Source organism: Hymenobacter polaris (genome assembly GCF_012927305.1).
In the GTDB taxonomy this organism is placed as follows: domain Bacteria; phylum Bacteroidota; class Bacteroidia; order Cytophagales; family Hymenobacteraceae; genus Hymenobacter; species Hymenobacter polaris.
In genome coordinates this window covers 438442-462320 of record NZ_JABBGH010000002.1, presented here as the reverse complement: position 1 = coordinate 462320, position 23879 = coordinate 438442, and the positions used below count along the sequence as shown (strand labels likewise).

Here is a 23879-nt window from a genome sequence, read left to right as displayed (position 1 = left end):
CGCGGCTAGCGCGGGTAGTTGCCCTCTGCGTTCAACCCCACCCCCGGCCCCTCCCCTCCGGGAGAGGGGAGCCGGACAAACTGTGGCACCGCGCCGCGATGACGGTGGCCTTGCGGCCGTAGCCCTTCACCACGGAGCCTGACGATTTATGGTAGCGCCGCCATGGCTCCCCTCTCTCGGAGGGGAGGGGCCGGGGGTGGGGTTGAACGCACAGGGCAACTACCCGCGCCGGCCGCGCACTCTAGGGCATTAGTTCAGCGCCGCTGGGCCCGCACGAAGCGCGGGCGCCCAAAGAAGTCGGGCAGCACGGCCACGTCGGCAAACTGCGCGGGGGCTAGTAGGGCGGCCGTTTCGGGCCCTAGGACTTCGTTTATTTCCAGCCACAGCTGGCCGCCGGGGCGCAGCAGCTCGGCCGCGAGCTGGGCCAGCCGGCGGTAAAAGAGTAGCGGGTCGTCGTCGGGCACGAACAGGGCGGTGGCGGGCTCCCAGGCCAGCACGTTGGTGCGCATCAGGGGCTGCTCGCTGGCGCGCACGTAGGGCGGGTTGCTGGCCAGCACATCGAGGGTGCGGGGTGGTAGGCCCGCAGGTGCGGCGCGCAGAATATCCACTTCCTGCAGCTCCACGGCCGGGGCGTAGCGGGCGGCATTGCGGGCGGCCACGGCCAGCGCCGCCGCCGAAATATCGACGGCCAGCACCCGCGCCGGGCGGGTGAGGGCGCGGGCCAGCCCCAGGGCCAGGCAGCCACTGCCCGTGCCTACGTCGAGCACCGCCAGGGCCGGCCGGCCCGCGTTGGCCTGGGCAATAAGCTGCACCAGCTCCTCGGTTTCGGGGCGCGGGATGAGGGTGGCGGGCGTCACTTCCAGCACCATATCGGCAAAGTGCGCCTCGCCCAGCACGTACTGCACCGGCTCGTGGGCCAGCAGGCGCGCCTCGATGGCGGGCAGGCGGGCGGCCACGGCGGGCGGCACCGGCACGCTGGCTTGCAGCCGGCGCTGCAGGGGCGTCAGGGCCAGCAGGGTTTCCAGCACCAGCGCGGCAATGGCCTGGGCTTCGGCCTCGGGGTAAGTGGCCTGCAGGGCGCGGGCCAGGGCGGCGGTGTGGGCGTGCAGGGTGAGGGAAGGGGGCAAGCTCATGGCCGCGCAAAGATGCGGCCGCAAGCGGCCTAGGCCCGGCATTGCTTGAAAAACCGCCTGCGCCAATAGCTTTACGCTGCTAACTCCCACGCTTGCCCTATGCCCTCGCCTACCCCGCCGCCCCCCGACGATGCGCTCTTTATGCGCCGCGCCCTCGACCTGGCTTTGCTCGGCCAGGGCCACACCCGACCCAACCCGCTGGTGGGCTGCGTGGTGGTGGGCCCCGGCGGCACCATTATTGGCGAAGGCTACCACCAGCGCCACGGTGGCCCCCACGCCGAAGTGAACGCCCTAGCCAGCGTACTCCAGCCCGAGCTACTGCGCCAAAGCCGCGTGTTCGTGACGCTGGAGCCCTGCGCCCACCACGGCAAAACGCCGCCCTGCGCCGACCTGCTCATTGCCCAGGGCGTGCCCGAGGTTATCGTGTGCAACGACGACCCTAACCCCTTAGTAGCCGGCAAGGGCCTAGGCAAGCTGCGCGCCGCTGGCATCCGGGTTAGCACCGGGCTGCTAGCCAGCGAGGGCCGCTGGCTAAACCGCCGCTTCTTCACGTTTATGGAGCAGCAGCGGCCCTACCTGGTGCTCAAGTGGGCCGAGTCGGCCGATGGGTTTATGGCGGGGCCCCACTTCCAGCAGGTGCAGATAAGCGGGCCGCAGGCGCAGCTACTCACCCACCAGTGGCGCAGCGAGGAAGCGGGCATCCTGGTGGGCACCCGCACGGCCCTGCACGACAACCCCCGCCTGAACGTGCGCGAGTGGACCGGCGAGCAGCCCACGCGCCTGCTCATCGACAAAAACCTGAGTTTGCCCCCCAGCCACCACGTGCTCGACCGCTCGCAGCCCACCATCGTGTATACGCACCGCGAGCGGCCCAGCCAGCCCAACCTCACCTACGTCACGCTGCCCTTCGCGGCGCCCGGCCAGCCCCCGGCGCCCGATTTGCTGCCCGCCATCCTGGCCGACCTGCACCAGCGCCAGGTGCAGTCGGTGCTGGTGGAGGGCGGCCCCACGGTGCTGGGCGCCCTGCTGCACCTCAACTTGTGGGATGAAATCCGTGTTTTCCGGTCTCCTAAGCGTTTGGAGCGCGGCATTGCGGCCCCGCGCCTAGGCCTGCGCGGCTGGCAAAGCCACGAGAAAGTAGGACCCGACGACCTGTTTCGCTACCTCAACCACTAAGCAAAAAGCCCGTTGCTCCTCACCGGAACAACGGGCTTTTTGTAGCCAGCAACCGCGCGGCCTAGCGGCCAAAAAGGCCACCGAGCAAGCCGCCCAGGCTACCCGACAGGCCCCCGCCCCCCGCGCTGCGGGGCTGCGAGTTGGGCTGCCCCCCTAGGCCCCCCAGCACCGACATAATCGAGCCTAGGCCGCTGCCGCCCATGCTGCCCTGCTGCGGTAGCTGGCCGGCCTGTTGGTTGTTATTGTTACCTCCTAGCAGGCCTCCCAGCATACCGCCGCCGAGCAAGCCGCCCAGCATACCGCCCAGCGAGCCACCGCCGCCCAGGTTGCCCATGGCGCCGCCCAGCATACCCCCTAGGGTACCGCTGCGTTCCTGAGGCTGGCCATAGCTACTGGTATTGCTGCCGCCGCCCAGCACTTTCGAGATAACCATGGGGGCTACTACGCCCAGCAGCCCGGCCATCAGCGCGCCCTTCGGAATGCCTACGTTGCTGAGCTTATCGCCCAGCCCCCCTAGAAAGCCCTGCTTACCGGGGTCCTGGGGGTCGTGCTGCACGTTGGCAGCCTGGTCCACCACGGTTTCCAGGGTCTGCTTCTGCTCGGGGTTCACGCCCAGGTACTGGGCCATCTTGCCAATCATCGCCTCCTCGTCGTTGGAGTACGCGCCATCGGCGCGGGCAAAGCTGATGAGGTCAGTAATAAGCGAGTATCGCAAGTCACTGCCTTTCAGAGCATCAAGGTCGCGCTGCACCGTTTGGTTATCCGCGCTATCGGCGGCGGCCAGCACCTGGCGGGTAGCATCATCCGAGAGGCCCGCCTGCTGCGCCAAGCGCTGCAAGAATTCGGCTTCGGGCGCCGTGGCCTGGCGGTCGGCGGTGGCCAGGGCGGCCAGGGCCCCGAGGTAAGCAGTTTTTTCGGCTTCGGAATAGTTTTGCAACAGCTGCGTTTCCATCTTCAAAGGGTTTTGTGGTAGAAAATAAGGGAATGGGGTGCCCAACCAGGACCGGGCCCCTTGTAAACGGCTAGCCCGGCCCGCAGTTGCTGTGCCATACCGCGCCACCCAACAAAAAATTTCTGCTTGATTGCTAATTTTTTAACCGCTACCAAGGCCATCCACGCGCATTTTTTGCCCCCCTACCATTGCCAATTCAAAAAAACCGTGCACCTTTGCAATCCCAAACGGGAAAAGCCCTTGGGAGATTAGCTCAGCTGGTTCAGAGCATCTGCCTTACAAGCAGAGGGTCACTGGTTCGAACCCAGTATCTCCCACCCTTGATTAATAGCCACTTAGATGTAAGTCTGAGTGGCTGTTTTGCTTTTGGTGCATACAAGACGTTAACTGGTTTTTATCCTGTCGCCGGATTCATAGCAACTCTTTCAAGCGAGTTCGAGCCTCGTTTCCCGCTCATTCAGGTTCAGCCACTTGGCCGCAAGGCTGTTCTGTTTTTAGTTTAAACGCCGGTTTAAACAAGTTGCTGGCTTCTCATCATCTATCAGCCATAGTTGTCGTTTATCATTTAAGTTCTTCCCCGTGAAACTGGCATTGTCTATGGGGAAATATGCCGCGGGTAGTCAGCAAGCGGTACAGAGTAGGTGCAGCCAATAGGTACGAGGTCAGCCAGTAATGAGAATAGCGCTGTCTCCAATTAGGCGCAATTTGCGCTGGCCCTAGCCGCCTGGCGAAGTAGCACGGCCAGTTGGTAACGTAGTCTGCTTGGTAGCTTGTCAGCATGAAGTTGCCCACTTCCCCTTTGCAGCTAGTAAGCCACTACTTCCAGCGTGGCTACTTCCCTTTGAACGCGCAGGAAGCGGAGGCACTGGCTGCGTACTGTACGAGGCGTCAAATCAAGCGCCGACAGCTGCTCCTGCAAACCGGGGAAATATGCCGGCACGTGTACTTCGTGGTAGCCGGCTGCCTGCGGCTGTACGCCGTCGATACGGGCGGCAAGGCGCACAACCTGCAATTTGCCGTTGAAAATGAGTGGCTAAGCGACCTTGCCAGCTTCTATGCCGAGCAGCCTAGTGGGGTATTTATTGAAGCGCTGGAGTCAACGAGCGTGCTGCAAATCAGCCACGACGACTTGCTCGACCTGTTTGTGCGCTTCCACAAGTTTGACCGCAACTTCCGCATCCTTATCGAGCGCCAGTACCTGCAGCTGCAAGACCGGTTGCTGCAAAGTATCAGCACCCCGGCCGAGGCCCGCTACCGGGCTTTCCTTGCGCAATACCCCCACTGGGCCGCCCGGCTTCCTAACACCCAAATTGCGGCTTACTTGGGCATTACCCCGGAGTTTTTAAGTAAGATTCGCCGTGACCAGGCCAGCGCGCACCGCCGCCAGCCCTAATCCAGCGCAAGGCTATTCCTTAAGCTAGGTTAAGGGTCCTGAGCTGACCAGAACCGGACCTTTGCAGCTTGTTACTGCAAGCGCAATGAACCGGCTACTCCTCTTTTTTTTGCTACTGACCACGGCGGCCTTCGGCCAGCAGCGGCCCCCGCTGCCTCAGCCCGTGCGAGCCTTTGGGCAAGCTGCGCCCTCGCCCCCCGGCGAAACCCAGTACGGCAACAACCCCCAGGCCGGGCACTACGTGCAAGCCGGCGACGCGAAAATCTACTACGAGGTGTACGGGCAGGGCCGCCCCTTTCTGGTGTTGCACGGTGCCCTGTTCGGCTCAACCTACGAGCTGCACCAGTTGCTCGACAGCCTGCGGTTGCGCTACCAGGTCATTGCCGTTTCGACCCGCGGCTACGGCAAGTCGGAATTGGGCCATTCGCCCATCACGTTCGAGCAGAAAGTGGACGATGTGCTGGCCGTGCTTAACGCCGTAACCCGCGACAGCGCCGTCATCTTTGGCTTTAGCGACGGGGGCCACACCGGCTTCAAGCTGGCTAGCCTGCACCCCGAGCGCGTGCGTAAGCTCATCACCCTAGGGGCGGGCGAGCTATACCCCGGCATGCGCCAATTCGACTTCGACGTGCAGCACGCCCTGCTTCTGGATACGGCCTACTTCCGGCAGCAGCGGGCGCTGATGCCCGAGCCGCAGCGCCTAGGCGAGCTATTCGCCAAAACGGGCGCTTTTTACACCCTGCTGACCATCGATAAAACCATGTTTGGGGCCATCCGCTGCCCGGTACTGGTAATGGCCGGCGACCGCGACTAGGGCATGAGTGTCCCGCACGCCTATCACACCAGCCAACTGATTCGCCGCAGCCAGCTAGCTATTATTCCTAACGCGCCGCACCCGGCCTTCCTGGTCAATTTTCCGGCCATATGGGCCGACATGGTGCCCTTTCTCAAGTGATAAGCCAATGTACGCCTTGCTGCTGAGTTGCCTCGCTGTCCTGGCTAATGGCCGGCCGCCGGTCGCGGCGGCGCAGGCCCTCGATAAAGCCACCTATGCTCGCCTACTGGGCGGGTAGTCACTGCAGACCCTGCCCACTGTTGCCTTGCAAATTTGCTTTTGACCCAGCTTTATTCTTCGTAATTATGAAAGCTGCCGTTTTGTTGTGCCCCGGCGCAGCCACCGATTTTCACTTGGAAGAGCGTCCCGTGCCCACGCCCCAGGTTGGGCAGGTCTTGGTGCGCGTGCGAGCATTCGGACTGAATCGTTCGGAGCTGATGACCCGCAAAGGGCTGTCGCCCGGCGTGCAGTTTCCGCGCGTGCTGGGCATTGAATGCGTGGGGGAAGTGGTGGCGGACCCCTCGGGCGACTACCTGCCCGGCCAGCAGGTAGCGGCCCTCATGGGCGGACTGGGCCGCGATTACGACGGTAGCTACGCCGAGTACGCACTGGTACCGAAACGCATTCTCTATCCCTTCCACAGCCAGCTGCCCTGGGCCCAGCTCGGGGCCATTCCGGAAATGTTCCAGACCGTGTACGGCTCCTTGCACCTAGCGCTGAAAATTCAGGCTAGCGAAACGCTCCTGATTCGCGGCGGCACCTCGTCGGTGGGGCTGCTGGCGGCGCAGCTGGCCCAACAAGCCGGCCTGACGGTGCTGGCTACTACCCGCCAGGCCGCCAAAGCCGAACTGCTCCGGGCCAGCGGCGCGGCGCACGTGCTGCTCGACGGCGGCCAGGTGCACGACCAGGTGCGGGCGCTTTACCCGGCGGGCGTAGACAAAATGCTGGAGCTGGTAGGCACCCCCACGCTCCGCGATTCCCTGACCTGCCTCAAGCCCGGCGGGCTGGGCTGCATGACGGGCATGCTCTCGGAAAGCTGGTCGCTGCCCGACTTCGCCCCAATGGAGTTTATTCCGGCCACAGTGGGCCTGACTATCTACGACAGCGGGCAGGTCACGGCCCCAGCGGCGGCTATGCAGGACTTCATCAAATCAGTTGAAGCAGGACGGGTGCAGCTGCGCATTGGCCGGGTATTCCCACTGGCCGAAATTGGGCTAGCGCACCAACTGATAGAAGCCAACGCGGCCGGCGGCAAAATTGTCGTGACGACGTGAAGCATCTGGTTTCAGGTTTCTATTCTGCCAAGCAGAACGGCTGCTTTGCTGATGCCGGTTAGCCCCTGACTGAGAAGCTAAGTGGTGCTCGGTCAACTACTTTATTATCTCAGAGGCTGTTTAGAAAGTAGGCGCTTATCCCCTAAACCGTCATGCTGAGCTTGCCGAAGCATCTCTACCGCTTACTCAGACGGCGTGGTAGAGATGCTTCGGCAAGCTCAGCATGACAGACAACTACACTTGCATGACTTTCTAAATAGCTTCATAGCTTCTCAATTGCTTGATTGTTATAGTAAATGGTTTGATTCTTTTTTTCAAGTAGAGCCTAGAGAGCAGGAATTTTGCGGTGCAGCCAGTACCTGACCGCTTGGCGAGCAGCTTGGCCTCGGGCCTGACTAGCAAGAATGCTGACACTGACCGGCTGGTAGGGTGCTTACCCATTTTACCAGCAACCCCCCACATGAATGGCTTTCGAATTTGCCAGCTTGATACCACGGCTGGCGCGGTACCAACGTACAGCCGCCGCGATTTTTACACGGTGTGTCTGCTGACCAGCCCGTACTACTGGCCGCAAGCCGACCAGCAAACCAAGCTGGACGGGACGGGCCGTGCCTGCTCATCGGCAATCCGGCCGGGGCGGGGCTAGCCACCGGCGCGGCAACCCACCACGCGGGCTACGCCTGCCGCTTTACCGAGGCGTTTTTCAAGGCGCGCAGTCCGGTCGTTAATTCGGCGCAGTGGGCGCTGCTCAGTAATCCTGCGCCGCGCGTCTTCGCGCTCGGCCGCGAGCAGGCCGCGTACCTGAATGACCTGTTTGCTAAGATGCTGGTCGAGCAGCAGGCGACTTATATATTCAAGCAGGAGCTGCTCGGCGCTTATCTCAACCTGGTGCTGCACGAGGCCATGCGGCTGCGCACGTCCACCCGCCTCTTCCATTATTACTGCCGGCTGGTCGGTACGCAGTGCGAGCTGCGCATGGCGCGGCGATGCTGAAACCGCCAATGTCATCAAAGCCCCGCCGGGGGTACACTAGCACGGGGCCACGCCGGGGCAGGCCATGACGCCCGTGGCCCTGGTGCCCAACGCCCGGCAGGGCGCGGCAGTCTGGCTGCAGCCTGTAACCGAGCCGCAGTACCGCGGCTTGAATTGAATAGTTGAGCTAACGCACGAACGGCAGCCGGCCGCGCGGCCCTGGCCCACCTAAAGGTGTTTGAATTGTATACTAATCCGTTTGATTCTCTTTTTCTGGCTGAGTTAGGCAAGCGGACCTTTGTGCCGGTAAATGGCCGCACTTGGTACCGCGCCCCGACGCGCTGCCTACCGGCCCTAGGCTGCCTTTCGCCACGCGAGCGTTCCCGCGCCGGCGGGTAGCAGTCGGGTACTACCAGCAAACTCTTTTTCTCAAGTAAGCAGCATGCAGACGGTTGAATTGAACAACGGCGTGAAAATGCCCATTCTGGGCTTTGGCGTATTCCAGGTGCCCGACCCCACTGAGTGCGAGTCCAGCGTGCTGGCAGCTATCAAGGCCGGCTACCGGCTCATCGACACGGCGGCCTCGTACATGAACGAGGAGGCCGTGGGCCGGGCTATCAAGGCCAGCGGCGTACCGCGCGAAGAGCTGTTTATCACCACCAAGCTCTGGGTGCAGGATGCCAGCTACGAAGGGGCTAGGCAGGCGTTTGAGACTTCGCTGCGTAAGCTGAACCTCGACTATCTCGACCTCTACCTCATCCACCAGCCCTACGGCGACGTGCACGGCGCGTGGCGGGCGATGGAGGAGCTGTACCACGCCGGCCGCATCAAGGCCATCGGGGTGAGCAACTTCCCGCCCGACCGCCTGATGGATTTCTTGGTGCAGCACGAGGTGAAGCCGGCCGTGAATCAGGTCGAGACCCACCCCTTTCATCAGCAGGTGGCCGAGCAGCAGTTTATGATGGACAACGGGGTGCAGATTGAGGCCTGGGGGCCGTTTGCCGAAGGCAAGAACGACCTGTTCCACAACGAGGTGCTCAGCGGCATCGCGGGCAAGTACCACAGATCGGTGGCGCAGGTGGTACTGCGCTGGCTTACGCAGCGCGGGGTGGTGGCTATTCCCAAGTCGGTGAAGCCTGAGCGCATGGCCGAGAATTTCAACAGCCTGGACTTCGAATTAAGCCCGGAGGACATGCAGGCGATTGGCAAGCTCGACACCAAAGCCAGCCTCTTCTTCGACCACCGCGACCCCCACATGGTGAAGTGGATTAGCGAGCGCAAGATTCACGACTAGCCCGTACTGGCGGGGGAACGGCGGTTTTTTCACCCTGTTCGATACCTCCTTTGGCACCCTTTGCGTAGCACCTTTATGCAGCCCCAAGCAACTTCGCCGGCACCAGCCAAGGCCATCAGCTCCCACCAGGAAATCACCGCTCAGGAGCTGAAGCTTAGCGGTTTCAAGGCATATGAGGTGGACACGGCCGCTGGCCCAAGTCACCCCTACCGGCGCCGCGACTTCTACAAAGTAGCCTTGGTGACCAGCCACTGCACGGTGCACTACGCCGACCGCAGCATCGAGCTGAACGGCACGTGCCTGATGTTTGCCAACCCGCACATTCCTTATGCTATTGAACTGCACGAGCCGCGGCTGATGGGCTACTCCTGCCTGTTCACCGAGGCCTACATGCGCGAGAACGACCGCTCGGAAAGCTTGCAGCAGTCACCGCTGTTCAAGGTAGGGGGCACACCGATTTTTCACCTTAGCGCCGAGCAGACAGCCTACGCCAAGGGCATCTTCCAAAAAATTCTGGCTGAGCAAAGCACCGACTACTTGTACAAGGGCGACTTGATTCGCACCTACCTGCAACTACTCATTCACGAGGCGCTGCGGATGCAGCCTACGGAAAGCTTCGTGCAGCATAAGAATGCCTCGTCGCGCATAACGTCTCTGTTTCAGGAGCTGCTGGAGCGGCAGTTTCCGATTGAAAGCCCCGACCAGGCCATGCAGCTCAAGACGGCGCAGGACTTCGCCGGCCAGCTGGCCATGCACGTCAACCACCTGAACCGGGCCGTGAAGGAGGCTACCGGCAAGCCCACCACGGCGCACATTGCCGAGCGGGTCATCGGCGAAGCCAAGGCCCTGCTGCACCACACCTCGTGGACGACGGCCGAAATTGCCCATAGTCTAGGATTCGAGTACCCCACCTATTTCAACAGCTTCTTCAAGAAGCATACCGGCACCACGCCGCTAGCCTTCCGGCGCGACACCTAATGGGATTAGATGGCCGTTCGTTATAAAGCGTTTTTTACTAATAAGTTACAGTGGTGTAGCACTCGCCCACCGGGCGGCCTTTCGCTTCTCCTATTTTTCCGTTATGCAGTCTGACTCACTCCCCGCGGCGAATACGCCCCAGCCGGCCGACGACTCGCGCCGCTCGTTTATGAAGCAGGCCGGGGGCATCCTGGGCTTCGCGCTGGCCGTGCCGCTGGCTGGCCCGGCCGAGGCACTGGCGGCCCGCACCCAGGTGGCCGCCGGGCCGGGCAGCGTGACGCTGCGCCTCAACGGCCAGCCCACGACCCTGACGCTGGAACCCCGCACCACCCTGCTCGACGCGCTGCGCGAGCACCTGGATTTGACCGGCACCAAGAAGGGCTGCGACCACGGACAGTGCGGGGCCTGCACCGTGCACGTGGATGGCCGCCGCACGCTGGCTTGCCTGACGCTGGCCGTGGCCGCACAGGGCAAGGAAATTACGACCATCGAGGGCCTGGCCACCGGTAGCGAACTACACCCCATGCAGGCGGCTTTCCTTAAGCACGACGGCTTCCAGTGCGGCTACTGCACGCCCGGCCAGATTATGAGCGCCGTGGCCTGCGTGAAGGAGGGCCACGCCAGCACCGACGACCAGTGCCGCGAATGGATGAGCGGCAACCTCTGCCGCTGCGGCGCTTACCCCAACATCCTGGCCGCCGTGCGCGAGGTAGCCAGTCAATCTGCTAAAGGATAAGGCCATGAACGATTTTAGTTACGTGCAGGCCGCCTCGGCGAAAGAAGCGACCACCTTGCACAAAGACACTCCGGCCGCCGCCTACTACGCCGGCGGCACCACCCTGCTGGATTTGATGAAGTCCAACCTGGCCGCCCCGCCGCAGCTTATCGACATCAACCCCCTGCCGCTGGCCACCATCGAGCAGACGAGCGAGGGCTTGCGCATCGGGGCGCTGGCGCGGATGAGCGATGTGGGCGAGCACCCGCTGGTGGTGCAGGGCTACCCGGCCGTGTCGCAGTCGCTGCTGCTGGCCGCCTCGCCGCAGCTGCGCAACATGGCTAGCATCGGTGGCAACCTCTTGCAGCGCACCCGCTGCGGCTACTTCCGCGACGCGGCTTTCCCGTGTAATAAGCGCGTGCCGGGCTCGGGCTGCCCAGCCATCGCCGGCGATAACCATAACCTAGCCATCCTAGGAGTAAGTGAGAGTTGCATTGCCAACGCCTACCCCGGCGACCTGGCGGTAGCGCTGGCCGCGCTCGATGCGGTGCTGACGCTGGAAAACCAAAAGGGTAAGCAGCGCCGCGTGCCTATCACCGAGTTTTACCTGCTACCGGGCAAGACCCCGCAGAAGGAAACGGTGTTGGAGCCGGGCGAATTAATTGTGGCCGTGACGATTCCGGCCGCTGCTCACGCCCGCCAGTCCACTTACTTGAAGGTGCGTGAGCGGGCCAGCTACGCCTACGCCCTGGCCTCGGCCGCCGTGGGGCTCGACGTGCAGGGCGGTACCATCCGCGCCGCCCGGGTGGCGCTGGGGGGCGTGGGCGCGCAGCCCTGGCGCTCGCGCGAGGCGGAAAAGGTTCTGGTGGGCCAACCCGCCAGCGAGGCCACGTTCCGCGCTGCCGCGGCGGCGGCGCTGCGTGGGGCGCGGCCCCAAAGCGAAAATGCCTACAAGGTGGAGCTGGCGCAGAATACGCTGGTGCGGGCCTTACAGCAGGTAGCGGCCTAGGGCCAGGGGCTGCCACTTTCCTATCTCTACCAGCAAGCGCAAGCAATCAGCATGGATACTGAAACGCAATTCTCCGATACCATTCCCCAGCCCGGCGTAGTGGGCCAGCCGCTGAGCCGCGTCGATGGCTGGGCCAAAGTGACCGGCCAGGCTAAGTATTCGGCTGAGTACAACCGGCTGCCGGGTCTGAGCTACGCCCTCATTGTGGGTAGCGACGTAGCCAAGGGCCGCGTGACCAGTATTGACGCCGGCGCCGCCCAGCGGCAGCCGGGTGTACTGGCCATTTTCACGCACCAGAATTTGCCCAAGCTGGCCAAGTCGCCCAACAACCCCGACGACCGGAGGGCCCTGGCCTCGTCGGGCATGAGCTTCTTCCCGCTGGAATCCGACCAGGTGTACTACGCCGGGCAGCCGGTGGCCGTAGTAGTGGCCGACACGCTGGAGCACGCCCAGGCCGCCGCCGCGCTGCTGCGTGTCAGCATCGCGCCCGAGGTGCCCGTGTCCTCCTATGAGGCCAAGAACGCCGAGCTGTACGTGCCAAAAACCATTCGGGGCTACGCGCCGGGCGTGACCAAGCGCGGCGAGGCGCAGGCGGCCTTTGCCAGCGCCCCGGTGCAGCTTACGGCCACCTACGTCCACGCCACTACCCACCACAACCCGATGGAGCCGGGCGCGACCACCGCTCACTGGGAAGCGCCCGACCGCCTCACCGTGTACGATACCACGCAGGGCGTGTCGGAAACGCAGAAGACGCTGGCCGCCATGCTGGGGCTGGCCCAGGACCAGGTGCGCGTCATTACCAAGTACCTGGGGGGTGGCTTCGGCTGCAAGGCCTGGGTGTGGCCCCACGTGGTGCTGGCCCCGCTGCTGGCCAAGGCCGTGGGCCGGCCCGTGAAACTGGTGCTCACCCGCCCGCAGCAGTTCACGGGCATGGGGCTGCGCGAGGAGCAGACGCAGACCCTGAAGCTGGGCGCTACCCGCGAGGGCAAACTGCTGGCGCTGGTGCACGAGAAAACGTCCACTACCTCGCCCTGGGAGGACTGGGCCGAAACCAACGGGCGCATCATCAACATGCTCTACGCCTGTCCCACCTTCGAGGGCACCTACCGCCTGGCCCATGCCAACGTGATGACGCCCACTTCGACCCGCGCCCCCGGCGACATGCCCGGCTCGTTCGCCATCGAATGCTCGATGGACGATTTGGCGGCGCAGTTGAACCTAGACCCCATTCAGCTGCGCCTGCTTAACTACGCCGAGGTGGACCCCACCACCGGCCACGCCTGGAGCAGCAAGAGCCTGAAGGAATGCTACGCCCGCGGGGCCGAGCTGTTCGGCTGGAACCGGCGCAACCCCAAGGCCGGTCAGACTCGCGAGGGCCACCTGCTGGTGGGCTACGGCATGGCCACGGCCAGCTACCCCGTGCACGGCTCGCAGGGCACGGCCCGCGTGCGCCTCTACGCCGACGGCCACGCCGTGGTGCAGGCCGGGGCCACCGACCTGGGCACCGGCACCTACACCATCAATACGCAGGTGGCGGCCGATGCCCTAGGGTTGCCGATGCAGAACATCCGCTTCGAGCTGGGTGACACCAACCTGCCCACCACGCAGTGGTCGGGCGGCTCCACGGCCGCCGGGCGGGTGTCGTCGTCGGTGTACCTGGCGTGCCAGGAGGTGTGGCAGAAGCTCCTCAAGGTGGCCGTTATTGACAAGAAGTCGCCACTTTACGGGGCGAAGCCCGAAGATGTGGCCGTGGAAAAGGGCCGCTTGCAGCTCAAAGCCAACCCGGCCAAGGGCGAGGGCTACGCCGACATCATGCAGCGCGCCAGCCTGAGCGACGTGGAGGGCAGCGCCCTCGGGAAGTACGGCGCGGGCTACGAGGCCCCCAAAGCCACGGCCAACGCCAACATGAACAAGAAGGAGGATGCCGCCCCGCATTCGATGCACGCCTTCGGGGCGCACTTTTGCGAGGTGCACGTGGACCCCGAATTGGGCACCGTGCGCGTCACGCGCTGGGTGAGCGTGATGAGCGCCGGCCGCATCCTCAACCCCAAGACGGCCCGCTCGCAAGTCATTGGGGGCAGCATCTTCGGCATCGGCGCGGCCCTGATGGAGCAGACTGTGCGCGACCCGCACCTGGCCCGCTACACCAACGCCACGCTGGCCGACTACCACGTGTGCACCAACGCCGACATCCCGAACATGACGGTGGACTTCATCGACGAGCACGACCCCTACGTGAACGCGATGGGCGTGAAGGGCATCGGCGAAATCTCCATCGTGGGCGTGACGGCGGCCGTGGCCAACGCCGTGTACCACGCCACCGGCAAGCGGGTGCGTTCCCTGCCCATGACCCCGGCTAGGGTGCTGGCCACCCTGCACGAACCGGCCTAGCGCGGTGGCTTTCGCTATAGCTACTTTCCAACCTGACCCGTTAACAGCCCTAAATCCGGCAGGAACAATTCCTTTCTAACTCTCAAACATGGAAAAGCGACAATTAGGCACCAGCGGCCTGGAAGTATCGGCCCTTGGCCTGGGCTGCATGGGCCTGAGCTTCGGCCTGGGTCCGGGCGTGCCCCTCGAAGAAGCCATCCGCCTAATCCGGGCGGCCTACGAACAGGGCGTGACGTTCTTCGATACGGCGGAGGCCTACGGCGAACTCAACGAAACAATGGTGGGCCAGGCGTTGGCCCCGATGCGCGATAAAGTGATTATTGCCACCAAGTTCGGCTTCAAAGATGGTAAGCCTCAGCTGGGTATGGACAGCCGCCCCGAGCGCATCCGGGCCGTTGTGGAGCAGTCGCTCCAGCGCCTGCGCACCGACTACATTGACCTGTTCTACCAGCACCGGGTAGACCCCAACGTGCCGATGGCCGACGTAGCCGGGGCCGTGAAAGACCTGATTGCCGAGGGCAAGGTGCGGTACTTCGGCCTCTCTGAAGCCGGGGCTACGGCCATTCGCCAAGCCCACGCCGTGCAGCCCGTCACGGCCCTGCAAAGCGAGTACTCGCTGTGGTGGCGCGAGCCGGAGCAGAGCGTGCTGCCCACGCTCGAAGAATTAGGCATTGGCTTCGTGCCCTTTAGCCCCCTAGGTAAGGGGTTTCTGACGGGTAAGATTGACGAGCATACGGAGTTCAGTCAAAACGACTTTCGCAACACGGTGCCCCGTTTCTCGCCCGAAGCCCGCCAGGCCAACAAGGCGCTGGTGGAACTGCTCGGCACCATCGCCGCCAGCAAGCAGGCCACGCCGGCCCAGATTGCGCTGGCTTGGCTGCTGGCCCAGAAGCCCTGGATTGTGCCCATCCCCGGCACCAGCAAGCTGCATCGCCTGGCAGAGAACATCGGTGGGGCCGCCGTGCAGCTCACCCCCGACGATTTGCACCGCATCGAGCAGGCGCTGGCCCAGGTGGAAATCCAGGGTGCCCGCTACTCGGCGCAGGCGCAGCAAGCTATCAATCGCTAGCGGTTGCTGGCTATTCAGCGTAGCTTTGGGGGTAGTCCACTACCCGCGAAACTACGCTGAGTGCGCACGGGCTGGGGCAGCAGGTTGGCTAAGCAATTACTTCTTGCTTAGTACTTTATCCTGCCGACAGCCCCAGCCCAAGCGGCGACCACTCCTGCAAACGAACATCTTGCTGCCCCATTCCTATGCGACCTGATACCGTACTACGCCTGGCCCTGGGATTGGGAGTTGTGGGCATGCTCGCAGCCCTTGGCAGCCAAGCTCAAACTGAGCACTCAACCCCCAGCCCTATTTTTACGAAGGGCCAACCGGGACCGGCGGCCAACTTCACAGGCCACGCCTGGGTGCAGGGGCTAGTGGGCAAGGCGGATAAATATTCCTGCGGGGCCGGCAGCGTGCAGTTTGCGCCGGGAGCCCGCACCCACTGGCACACTCACCCCGCCGGGCAAATCTTACTGGTGGTGGAGGGCACGGGCCACTACCAGGAAAAAGGCCAGCCCCTGCGCTTGCTGCACAAGGGCGATGTCATCAAGGCCCCGGCCGGTGTAGAGCACTGGCACGGCGCCGCACTCAAGTCCGCCATGACCCACGTCGCCATCAACCCCGACCTCGCGGCGGTGCCCGTGATTTGGGGCCGGGCCGTGACGGAGGCCGAGTACCTCGGCCAGCGGTAGGCGCCCCTCAGGTCGCAGCCCAGCGTCGCTGAAACCCTGGTCGCAGCCAGTTACTAACTACCATTACGCCATGACCATCAGCCCGCTGTTTTCCAAGGCGCTGCTCGTGGCGCTAACTACTTGCCTTGCTATGACTACTCACGCGCACACGCCGCTGGCTGAAACTCTCTCGGCCCGGCAGCAAGCCCTTGTGTCAATTGCGGCACTCACGGCTAAAGGCGACCTGCCCCACCTGCACGACGCCCTGGCTCAAGGACTTGACGCGGGTCTGACCGTGAATGAAGAGAAGGAAGAGCTAGTGCACCTGTACGCCTACTGCGGCTTCCCGCGCAGCATCAACGGTCTGAATATCCTGCTGAAGGTGCTGGACGAGCGTCAGGCACAAGGCAAGAAAGACGTTATCGGCAAGGCCGCCTCACCCATCACCAGCACTGCACCCAAGTACGAGCGGGGTAAAAAGGTATTGGAGCAGCTGACGGGCCGGCCTGAAAAAGAGCCTAAAACCGGCTACGGTGCCTTTAGCCCCGAAATCGACCGCTTTCTGAAAGAGCACCTCTTCGCCGACATTTTTGAGCGCGATGTGCTCACCTATCAAGAGCGGGAACTAGTTACTATCGCGGCGCTCGTGAGCCTGGGCGGGGTAGAACCCATGCTACAGGGTCACCTAGATATTGGCCTGCACACCGGTCTCACAGCCACACAGTTGCAGCAGCTGATGCGCGTGATGGAAGCTGCCGTTGGCAAGCAAGAGGCCGACGCGGGTCGCGCCGTGCTGACGAAAATGCTCGCTACCAAGCCGAAGTAGCAGCGGTCAACAAGTTAAGTTAGGCAGCCTAAACCCTAGTGTTGCGGCGGCTGGCTGTTAGCAGCCAGCTTCACGGGCCGGGCCAGGTGCGAGAAGGTGAGCGAACCCATTTTCCACTTGCCGTTTTCCTTCACGTACACTTCCGTCACCATGAAGGGGTTAACGACCTCGCGCCCCCCCACCACGGCCACCAGGTCGATGTCGTTGAGCAGGATGGCGGTCGCGCCGAAGAAATTCACGGCCGCGCCGTACACCTCGGCCTTCTTGTACCAAATCATACCGCCTTTGATGGTCGTCAGCTCCTGGTTTTTGCCCCAGCTGCCGCCCATGTGCACGAACACGCAGTTTTCAGCAAACAGCCCGCCGAGCGCCTCCACGTTTTTGTCGGCCATCCAGGTCCACTTCGTTTTCGAGATGGTTAGCAGTTCCTGTTCGTCCTTGGTTGCGGAGGCGGGAACAGCATCGGGCAATTTGGCTTGCGCGTGGGCCAGGTGCATGGTGACCAGGAAGAACCCTAGGAACAATAGATGTTTCATAATTAGCAGAAAATTAGCCTGTTATTAGGCAGGGCAGACAGCCGTGAACAGCTAGTTGCCGCCGGCGTACTCCTGCGGGGTTACCCGCTTAAACCAGACAGTTTTACCCAGTTGGGTTGGAGTCGTGGCCAGGTAGGCAAAGGTGCTCGTGGGAGCGGCACCGTGCCAATGCTCTACCCCAGGCTGACACTTAATAATCTCTCCTTTGTGCACCGTTTGCCGAGGTTTACCCCGTTCCTGGTAGTAACCCACGCCTTCCGTAATCAGCAAAATTTGCCCACCTGGATGCGCATGCCAGTCTAATTTGGCACCGGGAGCAAACGTGGCCATCGCAATGCTGTACGTGAAGACGTTATCCGGCGCGCTGAGTTCTTTGAGCCAAACCGTTCCGGTGTGATTATCGGTGGTGGCTACTTCCCCCTTCGGAAAAATGGGCGCTTCTTGCGCGGCCACCTGCTTGGTTAGCGCAAGCAAGAATAGAAAAATGACAGGTAGCTGTTTCATGTTTTCTGCTTAATTGACAAGCCGGGTTGGCTTAGTGTAGATTGCCCGTTGTAACGGCTTTTTCAATTACGTCCAGGCGAGCCTTCCGCGGGTCAGCTTCGCCAACGGCCGTGCCATCGGTGCGGATTTCGAGCAGCCCGTTTTTGCTAGCGTCATAGGCGGGCCAGTTTGGCAAGCCCTTGCCATTGGGATTGCCGGTTTTGGCGAAGTTGGCCCAGTAGCTATTCAGTAGCTTGCCAACCTCCTGGTCCTTAGGTGCTACGGTAGCACCGTTGGGGCTACCCAGGTTGTCGAACACGTAGGCGATTTCGGAGGCGTGAGCCGCGCCGTACCGCATCCGCTGCTGCATGGCGGGCGAGACGTAGGAGAACAGGTAGAGGTAGGCTGGTGCGCCCTTGGCGACGAAGGCCCGCGCCGTCATCCGGGCCGGCTCGGCCCATACCTTGTCAGTGTTGACCAGCGTGAGCATCCTGGCAAGCTCCGCGTTGCCGTCCGGGTCATACACCGCGGCAGCCTCACTTTTCAGGCTGCCAAACAGCGCCAGCAGCTGCTCCTTGGACGTGGCGTTCACGAAGCCCGTCGGCACCTCCGCGCTGTTCGACCCGATAAGGAGCGGCACCTTCGCCTGCCGACCGGCCTGGTAGGCGCTCTGCGCCGTTTCCACTACCAGCTTCCCGTCGAGAATTGGCCCCGAGAGCGTAACCGCCCCCCCCGGCCCGTCGCTCTCCTGGCCGCCATCCACGATGTCGGCCACTGGCAAGGCCCGCAGCCGGGCCAGCGCCGCCGCGTCGGTGCCCTCGATGTGGTGCTTGCGGGTGAAATTCATGCCGATGGTTTCGGCCGACACGGGGTAGTACGGGTCGGCATTGTCTTTCTGCAGCGGCCGCCCCGTCAGCACGCCATCGCGGCCCCCACCCGATTCGCTGATGGCCTTGTGAAACAAGCCTTTCGCCGCCGGGATGGTGAGCAGCGAATGCACCGAAACGCCCCCGGCCGATTCCCCGAAAATGGTCACGTTGCCGGGGTCCCCACCAAAGGCGGCGATGTTTTGCTGCACCCAGCGCAGGGCGGCAAGCTGGTCCATATAGGCGTAGTTGCCCTTCGGCTCTTCCGGGTGCTCCTGGCTAAGGGCCGGAAACGCAAAAAAGCCTAGCCGCCCTACCCGGTAGTTGAAGTTGACCAGGATAACCCCCTGCTGGGCGAAGTGCTCGCCCGCGTAGCCAGGCGACGCGCCGCTCCCAAACACGAAGGCCCCGCCGTAAATCCAAACCATGACGGGCAGCTTCGCGCCCGGCTTGGTGCCGGCCGGGGCCCAAAGGTTAAGGTACAGGCAATCCTCGGACGACGTTTTGGCGATGGGGTTCGCGCCGGGCGGAAAACCAGCCTGCGCGCAGTCGGCCCCGAACTGGCTGGCATCGCGCACGCCCACCCAGGGCTTGGCCGGCTGGGGAGGCCGCCAGCGCAACTCACCCACCGGCGGCGCGGCAAACGGAATACCCTTGAAGCTGGCTACGGCACCAGCCGTCACCCCGCGCACGGGGCCAGCGGCCGTGCGCACGGTAGGCCCGGCCGCCGCCGCTTGCCGCGCCGTTGGCTGCGCGTGCAGGGAACAGGCAAGGAGAGCGGCTGCGGCTAGTAGTCTCACGGGTGGGGCTGGTAAGTAATGATGATAGGTGAAGGGTAGGCAGCAAGAAATTCGATACCAGCAAAACCGTTGCTGGCGAGCTGGTTGCGGGGGTAAGAGCGGCGGATTATTTTGGGCCGGCCCAGCCCAGCGGGCACCTACCGAGACTGCTGCCCCCGGCCCGTCTGCGTGCCCTTGTCCGGTGCGGGTAGCGCCCTGGGTGGGCAAAGTTCAGGCAGGGTAGCGCGGCTGAAAAATGCTAATCAAACAGGTTAGTATACTATCCAAACAATTGCGCCAGCATCTCGGGGCCAGGGGGCCAGTGGGATTACCCCTGCTTTTCTGCCAGCCGAGCGAGTAGCCCTGCGGCCTTTACCGGCCCAGCCAGTCCTTGAAATCCAGTACCCGGTCGCCGCTCACGAATACTTCGTGGCGCGGGGCGGGCCGCAGCTCCAGCTTGAGGCGGCCGGCGCTGTAGGCGTGCACGCTGGTGATGGCCGGCAGGCCCACCAGGTACTGCCGGCTCACGCGGAAGAACTGCCGGGGATTGAGCAGTTGGGTGAGCTTATCAAGGCTGTACTCCAGCGGCAGCGCCGGCCCGGTCTGGGGGGCCAGGAACGTGACCTTGCTTTCGGAGAAGAAGTAGGCGATGTCACCCACCTCGATGCTGCGCAGCTTGCTGCCCGCGCTTACCAGAAAACGGTCGCGGTAAGCCGGCTCGGCGGGACGGGCCACGAGCTGGAGCAGCGCTGCCAGGTCGGGGGGCGGGGTGGCCAGTTGCTGCCGCAGGACGCGGTAGCGGTCCAGCGCCGCCGCCAGCTCCTCGTACCGGATGGGCTTGAGCAGGTAGTCAATGCTATTGACCTTGAAAGCCTGCACCATGTACTCGTCGTAGGCCGTGGTGAAAATGACGGGCGGGCGCACTGCTACCTGCTCGAAGATGCGAAAGCCCACGTCGTCGCCTAGGTGAATGTCGAGCAGCAGCAAGTCGGGCACCGGGTTGGTTTGCAGCCAGGCCACGGCCCGCGCCACCGAGGGCAGCCGGTCGAGCACCTGCAGGGTGGGGTCGTAGCGCAACAGCTGGCTTTCGAGGCGGCGGGCGCTCAGGTTTTCGTCTTCGATAATCAGCACTCTCATGGCAGCAGGGGCAGGCGCACCACAAACTCGCCGGCCTCCTCGACCAGGCGCACGGGCAGCGGGGTGACGAGGCGGTAGCGCTTTTGAATATTGAGCAGCCCGAGGCCTGTAGAAGCCAGGGCCGGGGCGGGTCGCCGGCGTAGAGTGTTGCGTACCACCAGCTCCCCGTCCTCGCAGGCGATGTGCACGCGCAGCGGCTGCTCGCTCGACATCTGGTTGTGCTTCACCGCGTTCTCTACCAGCAGCTGCAGGGTCAGCGGGGGCAGGTGCCGGGCCCGGCTGGCGGCGGGCACCTCCACGGCCAGCTCAAACTGCTCCTCGAAGCGAATCTTCAGCAGAAAAGCGTAGGCCTCGATAAACTTCAGCTCGGTGGCCAGCGGCACCAGGTCGTGGTCCTTTTGCTCCAGCACGTAGCGGTAGGCCTGAGCCAGCTGCTCCACAAACTGCTCGGACAAGTCGGCATCTAGGTGCACGAGCGAGGTGAGGATGCTGAGGCTGTTGAAGAGGAAGTGTGGGTTCACCTGGTTTTTCAGGGCCGCGAGCTGCGCCTGTAAGTTCTCGGTTTCGAGCTGCTCGGTGCGGCGGTGAAAGTCGCGCGCCCGCAGCAGGGCCCGGCTGGTGGCCAGCAGGTAGAACGTGGCGAGCATCAATTGCAAAAAGAAGCTCTTGTTAGCCCGGTGAAACAGCGCCAAAAAATCGGGACCGGGCAAGGTACCGGGCGGCAGCTCGGGAAACAGGGGCAGTACGTGGTTGAGCAAACCCAGAATACTGCCCAGCGCCACCAGAAAGGCCACGGCCAGCACCAGCGAAAACCCTAGGGTCAGCAGCAGGGCCGGCAGCTTCAGCTCCAGCAGAAAATCCTCTCCGAACCAGCGCAGCAGCCGGCTCTGGAGCCACTCGGCCGCGTAGAGCCAGCCGAAAAGCAGTCCCATCCCCACGCCAAGGGCCACGAATAGCAAGGGCAGATTGCGCCAAAGGGAGGCCCAGCTGTGGTACCAGTCGTCGAGGTAGAGCAGGATGGGCAGGTAGAGCAAACTCAGGCTGAGCGTGAGCCGCCATTTCTGGCGGCGGCTCAGGAAATCGGTCACCACCGGGAAGGCAGACGCGGGCATAGTCAGAACAAGAAGAAAGGCAGGCGCGAAGCGCTCGTCCCAATCCCGGCGCGCGGCTTCAGCTAACCGCCAGGAGTTTATCGAGCGTGATGGGCAACTCGCGCACGCGCCGGCCGGTGGCGTTGAACACAGCGTTGGCCACGGCGGCCGCGAAGCCAATCAGGGCAATCTCGCCCATGCCCTTGGCTCCCATCGGGTTGAGCAGGTAATCGGGCTTGTCGATGGTGATGGTTTCAATCTCCGGCACGTCGGCGTGTACGGCCACGTGGTAGTCAGCCAGGTTGTTGTTGACGTAGCGCCCGAAGCGGTGGTCGAGTACGGCTTCCTCGGTGAGGGCCATGCCGATGCCGCCGGCTACCCCGCCAATCATCTGGCTGGCGGCCGTCTTGGGGCTGATGATGCGCCCGGAATCGGCCACGCTCACGGTCTTGGTCACGCGCACCACGCCCGTGCGCGGGTTCACCCGCACCCGCACGAAGTGCACGGAGTAGGAGTAAAAGGAGTATTTCTGCTGCTCCGGCCCGCCCTTCGACTCGGTTGTCTTGTCGATGCTAGCCAGCTGGTTCTGGCGCAGCAGTTCGGCCACGGCCACCTGCGTGGCCAGCTTGGCTTCCACGAACAGCTGCCCGTCGGCTAGGGCCAATTCCTCGGCCTGGTGGCCTGCCAGCGGCGCGCCGGGGCGGGTAGCCAGCTCCACCAGCGTTTGCTTTACGGCCGAGCAGGTATCGAACACGGCCGAGCCCACGGTGGACACTATCGCCGAGCCGCCCTGCGTGGGGGCGGGCGGCAGCGACGTGTCGCCGTACTGCACCTTGATGCGGTCGAGCGGCACGCCCAGCACGTTGTGGGCGATGATGGTCAGCGCCGTGCCGGTGCCGGGCCCGATGTCGGTGACGGCGCTTTGCACCAGCAGCGACCCGTCGGCTTGCAGCACCACCCGCACGGTGGCCTGCCAGCGCATGGCGTTGAAGGTGCCCGTGCTCATGCCGTAGCCCACCAGCCACTCGCCCTCGCGCTGGCTGCCCGGCGTAGCCGGGCGGTTGCGCCAGCCAATGGCCGCGGCCCCGCGCTCGTAGGCCTCGCGCAGGTTCTTGCTGGAGTAGGGCCGGTTGTGCTCGGGGTCGGTTTCCGAGTAGTTGCGCAGGCGAAACTCCAGCGGGTCGAGGTGCAGCTTGTGGGCCATCTCGTCCATGGCCGACTCCAGGGCAAAGGCCCCGGTAGCCTCGCCCGGCCCGCGCATCCAGATGGGCACGCCCCGGTCGAGGCGCACGAGGCGGTAGCGGGTCTGCATGCTGGGGCAGGCGTAGAGAAACTTGCTCATGTTCACGGTGCCCTCCGTGAAGTCCTCGTAGGTGGCCGTCTCGGCCGTGGCCTCGTGCACGAGCCCCACGAGCTTGCCCGTGGCATCGGCTCCCATGCGGATGGTTTGCCGCGTGTGGGGCCGGTAGCCGACCAGCTGAAACATCTGGCTGCGGGTCATCACCAGCTTCACCGGCCGGCCCAGCTGGCGGGCGATGGCCACCACGGCCGTTTCCTGGGGCCAGGTGCGCAGGCCCATGCCGAAGCCGCCGCCCATGAACTCAGTGTGCACCTTCACATTGCGCGGGTCAAGCTTAAAGGCCTGGGCCATGGCCCGCTGGGTGGCGTTCACGCCCTGCGTCTTGGCGTAGAGGAGCAGGCTGGTGGGGCTGGTCCACTGGGCCAGGATGCCGTGCATCTCCATCGGGTTATGCACCTCGGTGGGGACGACGTAGTCGGCTTCGAGCACCACGGGCGCGGTCTTGTAGGCCTCGGCCTGCCCGCGCGAGTAGTCCTTCATCCACGGTATGCTGGGCGCGATGGCCGCCGCCAGATGCTTGTTCAGGTCGGTCTTGGGCGTTTGCCGGGTGTAGGTGGCCTTGACCAGCGAGGCGGCGTAGGTGGCCCGCTCGAAGGTATCGGCCACGACCATCGCAATCGGCTGCCCGTCGAAGAGAATCTTGGTGCCGCGCAGGATGCGGTAGGTTTCGGCCGTGGGCTGGGGCGGTGGCCCATCGGCCTGCCCGCCCACGGGCGCGTCCCAGCCCGGAATGGCGGGCATGTTGAGGTGGGTGAACACGCCGAGCACGCCCGGCGCGGCCGCCGCCCGCTTGGTATCGAGCTGGTCGAGGGTGCCGCGGGCGATTGTGCTGCCCACGATGACGCAGTAGGCCGTGCGCGGCAGGGCAAACTCGGCGAAGTACTTAGCCGAGCCGGTGACTTTCTGCCGCCCGTCCACCCGGTCCACGGGCTGGTTCTTGGGATTAATGTCCATAAG

Annotated in this window: 23 protein-coding genes and 1 tRNA gene; 16 read left to right on the top strand and 8 right to left on the bottom strand. The window is 63.7% G+C overall.

Translation table 11 applies throughout. From position 1 onward, the window contains the following. Window positions 1-254 precede the first annotated feature (254 nt). Complete coding sequence (gene prmC / locus HHL22_RS12390; RefSeq protein WP_169531663.1) at window positions 255-1133, bottom strand: peptide chain release factor N(5)-glutamine methyltransferase; 879 nt, start codon at window positions 1131-1133, stop codon at window positions 255-257. Window positions 1134-1232: 99 nt separating this feature from the next. Between prmC and ribD the strand changes: the two genes are divergently transcribed. Continuing rightward, entirely contained in the window at window positions 1233-2309 is a 1077-nt protein-coding gene (ribD, locus tag HHL22_RS12385; RefSeq protein ID WP_169531662.1) for a bifunctional diaminohydroxyphosphoribosylaminopyrimidine deaminase/5-amino-6-(5-phosphoribosylamino)uracil reductase RibD, read from the top strand. A 61-nt stretch (window positions 2310-2370) separates the two neighbouring features. Here the strand turns inward: ribD and HHL22_RS12380 are convergent, their stop codons facing one another. Then, window positions 2371-3261 (bottom strand): TerB family tellurite resistance protein, encoded by an 891-nt coding sequence (locus HHL22_RS12380; RefSeq protein ID WP_169531661.1) that lies wholly within the window; start codon window positions 3259-3261, stop codon window positions 2371-2373. A 242-nt stretch (window positions 3262-3503) separates the two neighbouring features. Here HHL22_RS12380 and HHL22_RS12375 point away from each other — a divergent pair. The 15 genes from HHL22_RS12375 to HHL22_RS12305 all read left to right on the top strand — a co-directional run bounded on the left by HHL22_RS12375 (window position 3504) and on the right by HHL22_RS12305 (window position 16670). Further along, a tRNA-Val gene (locus HHL22_RS12375) sits at window positions 3504-3578 on the top strand. Between the two features lie 3 nt (window positions 3579-3581). Then, a complete protein-coding gene (locus HHL22_RS12370; RefSeq protein ID WP_169531659.1) occupies window positions 3582-3764 on the top strand; it encodes a hypothetical protein in 183 nt (60 codons plus the stop codon). A 275-nt stretch (window positions 3765-4039) separates the two neighbouring features. Then, window positions 4040-4654, top strand: coding sequence for a Crp/Fnr family transcriptional regulator (locus tag HHL22_RS12365; protein ID WP_169531657.1), 615 nt, complete (start codon window positions 4040-4042; stop codon window positions 4652-4654). Window positions 4655-4739: 85 nt separating this feature from the next. Further along, window positions 4740-5468, top strand: coding sequence for an alpha/beta fold hydrolase (locus tag HHL22_RS12360; RefSeq protein ID WP_169531656.1), 729 nt, complete (start codon window positions 4740-4742; stop codon window positions 5466-5468). A 3-nt stretch (window positions 5469-5471) separates the two neighbouring features. Then, window positions 5472-5609, top strand: a complete 138-nt coding sequence (locus HHL22_RS12355) for a hypothetical protein (RefSeq protein WP_169531655.1) — start codon at window positions 5472-5474, stop codon at window positions 5607-5609. A gap of 185 nt (window positions 5610-5794) precedes the next feature. Continuing rightward, window positions 5795-6763, top strand: a complete 969-nt coding sequence (locus HHL22_RS12350) for a zinc-binding dehydrogenase (protein ID WP_169531653.1) — start codon at window positions 5795-5797, stop codon at window positions 6761-6763. 540 nt (window positions 6764-7303) lie between these two features. After that, window positions 7304-7756, top strand: a complete 453-nt coding sequence (locus HHL22_RS12345) for a hypothetical protein (RefSeq protein WP_169531652.1) — start codon at window positions 7304-7306, stop codon at window positions 7754-7756. Window positions 7757-8177: 421 nt separating this feature from the next. Further along, window positions 8178-9029 (top strand): aldo/keto reductase, encoded by an 852-nt coding sequence (locus HHL22_RS12340; protein WP_169531651.1) that lies wholly within the window; start codon window positions 8178-8180, stop codon window positions 9027-9029. 75 nt (window positions 9030-9104) lie between these two features. Beyond that, the gene (locus tag HHL22_RS12335) at window positions 9105-10007 is read left to right on the top strand and encodes a helix-turn-helix domain-containing protein (RefSeq protein ID WP_169531649.1); all 903 of its coding nucleotides are present in this window, start codon (window positions 9105-9107) and stop codon (window positions 10005-10007) included. 103 nt (window positions 10008-10110) lie between these two features. After that, the gene (locus HHL22_RS12330) at window positions 10111-10743 is read left to right on the top strand and encodes a (2Fe-2S)-binding protein (RefSeq protein ID WP_195809280.1); all 633 of its coding nucleotides are present in this window, start codon (window positions 10111-10113) and stop codon (window positions 10741-10743) included. 4 nt (window positions 10744-10747) lie between these two features. Next, a complete protein-coding gene (locus tag HHL22_RS12325) occupies window positions 10748-11731 on the top strand; it encodes an FAD binding domain-containing protein (protein ID WP_169531647.1) in 984 nt (327 codons plus the stop codon). Between the two features lie 51 nt (window positions 11732-11782). Further along, window positions 11783-14122 carry a xanthine dehydrogenase family protein molybdopterin-binding subunit gene (locus HHL22_RS12320; RefSeq protein ID WP_169531645.1) on the top strand — a complete coding sequence of 780 codons (2340 nt, stop codon included), beginning with the start codon at window positions 11783-11785 and terminating at the stop codon, window positions 14120-14122. 88 nt (window positions 14123-14210) lie between these two features. Continuing rightward, window positions 14211-15191, top strand: a complete 981-nt coding sequence (locus HHL22_RS12315) for an aldo/keto reductase (RefSeq protein WP_169531644.1) — start codon at window positions 14211-14213, stop codon at window positions 15189-15191. Window positions 15192-15376: 185 nt separating this feature from the next. After that, complete coding sequence (locus HHL22_RS12310; protein WP_206680720.1) at window positions 15377-15865, top strand: cupin domain-containing protein; 489 nt, start codon at window positions 15377-15379, stop codon at window positions 15863-15865. Between the two features lie 130 nt (window positions 15866-15995). Beyond that, window positions 15996-16670, top strand: a complete 675-nt coding sequence (locus HHL22_RS12305; RefSeq protein ID WP_241738095.1) for a carboxymuconolactone decarboxylase family protein — start codon at window positions 15996-15998, stop codon at window positions 16668-16670. 35 nt (window positions 16671-16705) lie between these two features. Here the strand turns inward: HHL22_RS12305 and HHL22_RS12300 are convergent, their stop codons facing one another. The 6 genes from HHL22_RS12300 to HHL22_RS12275 all read right to left on the bottom strand — a co-directional run bounded on the left by HHL22_RS12300 (window position 16706) and on the right by HHL22_RS12275 (window position 23876). Continuing rightward, a complete protein-coding gene (locus tag HHL22_RS12300; RefSeq protein ID WP_169531642.1) occupies window positions 16706-17206 on the bottom strand; it encodes a nuclear transport factor 2 family protein in 501 nt (166 codons plus the stop codon). 51 nt (window positions 17207-17257) lie between these two features. After that, entirely contained in the window at window positions 17258-17710 is a 453-nt protein-coding gene (locus tag HHL22_RS12295; RefSeq protein WP_169531640.1) for a cupin domain-containing protein, read from the bottom strand. Between the two features lie 31 nt (window positions 17711-17741). After that, the gene (locus tag HHL22_RS12290; RefSeq protein ID WP_169531639.1) at window positions 17742-19355 is read right to left on the bottom strand and encodes a carboxylesterase/lipase family protein; all 1614 of its coding nucleotides are present in this window, start codon (window positions 19353-19355) and stop codon (window positions 17742-17744) included. A gap of 351 nt (window positions 19356-19706) precedes the next feature. Next, complete coding sequence (locus HHL22_RS12285) at window positions 19707-20471, bottom strand: LytR/AlgR family response regulator transcription factor (protein WP_169531638.1); 765 nt, start codon at window positions 20469-20471, stop codon at window positions 19707-19709. Beyond that, window positions 20468-21583, bottom strand: coding sequence for a sensor histidine kinase (locus tag HHL22_RS12280; protein WP_169531637.1), 1116 nt, complete (start codon window positions 21581-21583; stop codon window positions 20468-20470). Before HHL22_RS12280 ends, HHL22_RS12285 begins: the two co-directional genes overlap by 4 nt. Before the next feature lie 58 nt (window positions 21584-21641). Then, window positions 21642-23876, bottom strand: coding sequence for a xanthine dehydrogenase family protein molybdopterin-binding subunit (locus tag HHL22_RS12275; protein ID WP_169531635.1), 2235 nt, complete (start codon window positions 23874-23876; stop codon window positions 21642-21644). Between the last annotated feature and the right edge of the window lie 3 nt (window positions 23877-23879).

Coding starts and splice junctions, on each gene's coding strand:
- prmC (WP_169531663.1), bottom strand. CDS start 1,133: ATGAGCTTGCCCCCTTCCCTCACCCTGCACGCCCACACCGCCGCCCTG.
- ribD (WP_169531662.1), top strand. CDS start 1,233: ATGCCCTCGCCTACCCCGCCGCCCCCCGACGATGCGCTCTTTATGCGC.
- HHL22_RS12380 (WP_169531661.1), bottom strand. CDS start 3,261: ATGGAAACGCAGCTGTTGCAAAACTATTCCGAAGCCGAAAAAACTGCT.
- HHL22_RS12365 (WP_169531657.1), top strand. CDS start 4,040: ATGAAGTTGCCCACTTCCCCTTTGCAGCTAGTAAGCCACTACTTCCAG.
- HHL22_RS12360 (WP_169531656.1), top strand. CDS start 4,740: ATGAACCGGCTACTCCTCTTTTTTTTGCTACTGACCACGGCGGCCTTC.
- HHL22_RS12355 (WP_169531655.1), top strand. CDS start 5,472: ATGAGTGTCCCGCACGCCTATCACACCAGCCAACTGATTCGCCGCAGC.
- HHL22_RS12350 (WP_169531653.1), top strand. CDS start 5,795: ATGAAAGCTGCCGTTTTGTTGTGCCCCGGCGCAGCCACCGATTTTCAC.
- HHL22_RS12340 (WP_169531651.1), top strand. CDS start 8,178: ATGCAGACGGTTGAATTGAACAACGGCGTGAAAATGCCCATTCTGGGC.
- HHL22_RS12335 (WP_169531649.1), top strand. CDS start 9,105: ATGCAGCCCCAAGCAACTTCGCCGGCACCAGCCAAGGCCATCAGCTCC.
- HHL22_RS12330 (WP_195809280.1), top strand. CDS start 10,111: ATGCAGTCTGACTCACTCCCCGCGGCGAATACGCCCCAGCCGGCCGAC.
- HHL22_RS12325 (WP_169531647.1), top strand. CDS start 10,748: ATGAACGATTTTAGTTACGTGCAGGCCGCCTCGGCGAAAGAAGCGACC.
- HHL22_RS12320 (WP_169531645.1), top strand. CDS start 11,783: ATGGATACTGAAACGCAATTCTCCGATACCATTCCCCAGCCCGGCGTA.
- HHL22_RS12315 (WP_169531644.1), top strand. CDS start 14,211: ATGGAAAAGCGACAATTAGGCACCAGCGGCCTGGAAGTATCGGCCCTT.
- HHL22_RS12310 (WP_206680720.1), top strand. CDS start 15,377: ATGCGACCTGATACCGTACTACGCCTGGCCCTGGGATTGGGAGTTGTG.
- HHL22_RS12305 (WP_241738095.1), top strand. CDS start 15,996: ATGACTACTCACGCGCACACGCCGCTGGCTGAAACTCTCTCGGCCCGG.
- HHL22_RS12300 (WP_169531642.1), bottom strand. CDS start 17,206: ATGAAACATCTATTGTTCCTAGGGTTCTTCCTGGTCACCATGCACCTG.
- HHL22_RS12295 (WP_169531640.1), bottom strand. CDS start 17,710: ATGAAACAGCTACCTGTCATTTTTCTATTCTTGCTTGCGCTAACCAAG.
- HHL22_RS12285 (WP_169531638.1), bottom strand. CDS start 20,471: ATGAGAGTGCTGATTATCGAAGACGAAAACCTGAGCGCCCGCCGCCTC.
- HHL22_RS12280 (WP_169531637.1), bottom strand. CDS start 21,583: ATGCCCGCGTCTGCCTTCCCGGTGGTGACCGATTTCCTGAGCCGCCGC.
- HHL22_RS12275 (WP_169531635.1), bottom strand. CDS start 23,876: ATGGACATTAATCCCAAGAACCAGCCCGTGGACCGGGTGGACGGGCGG.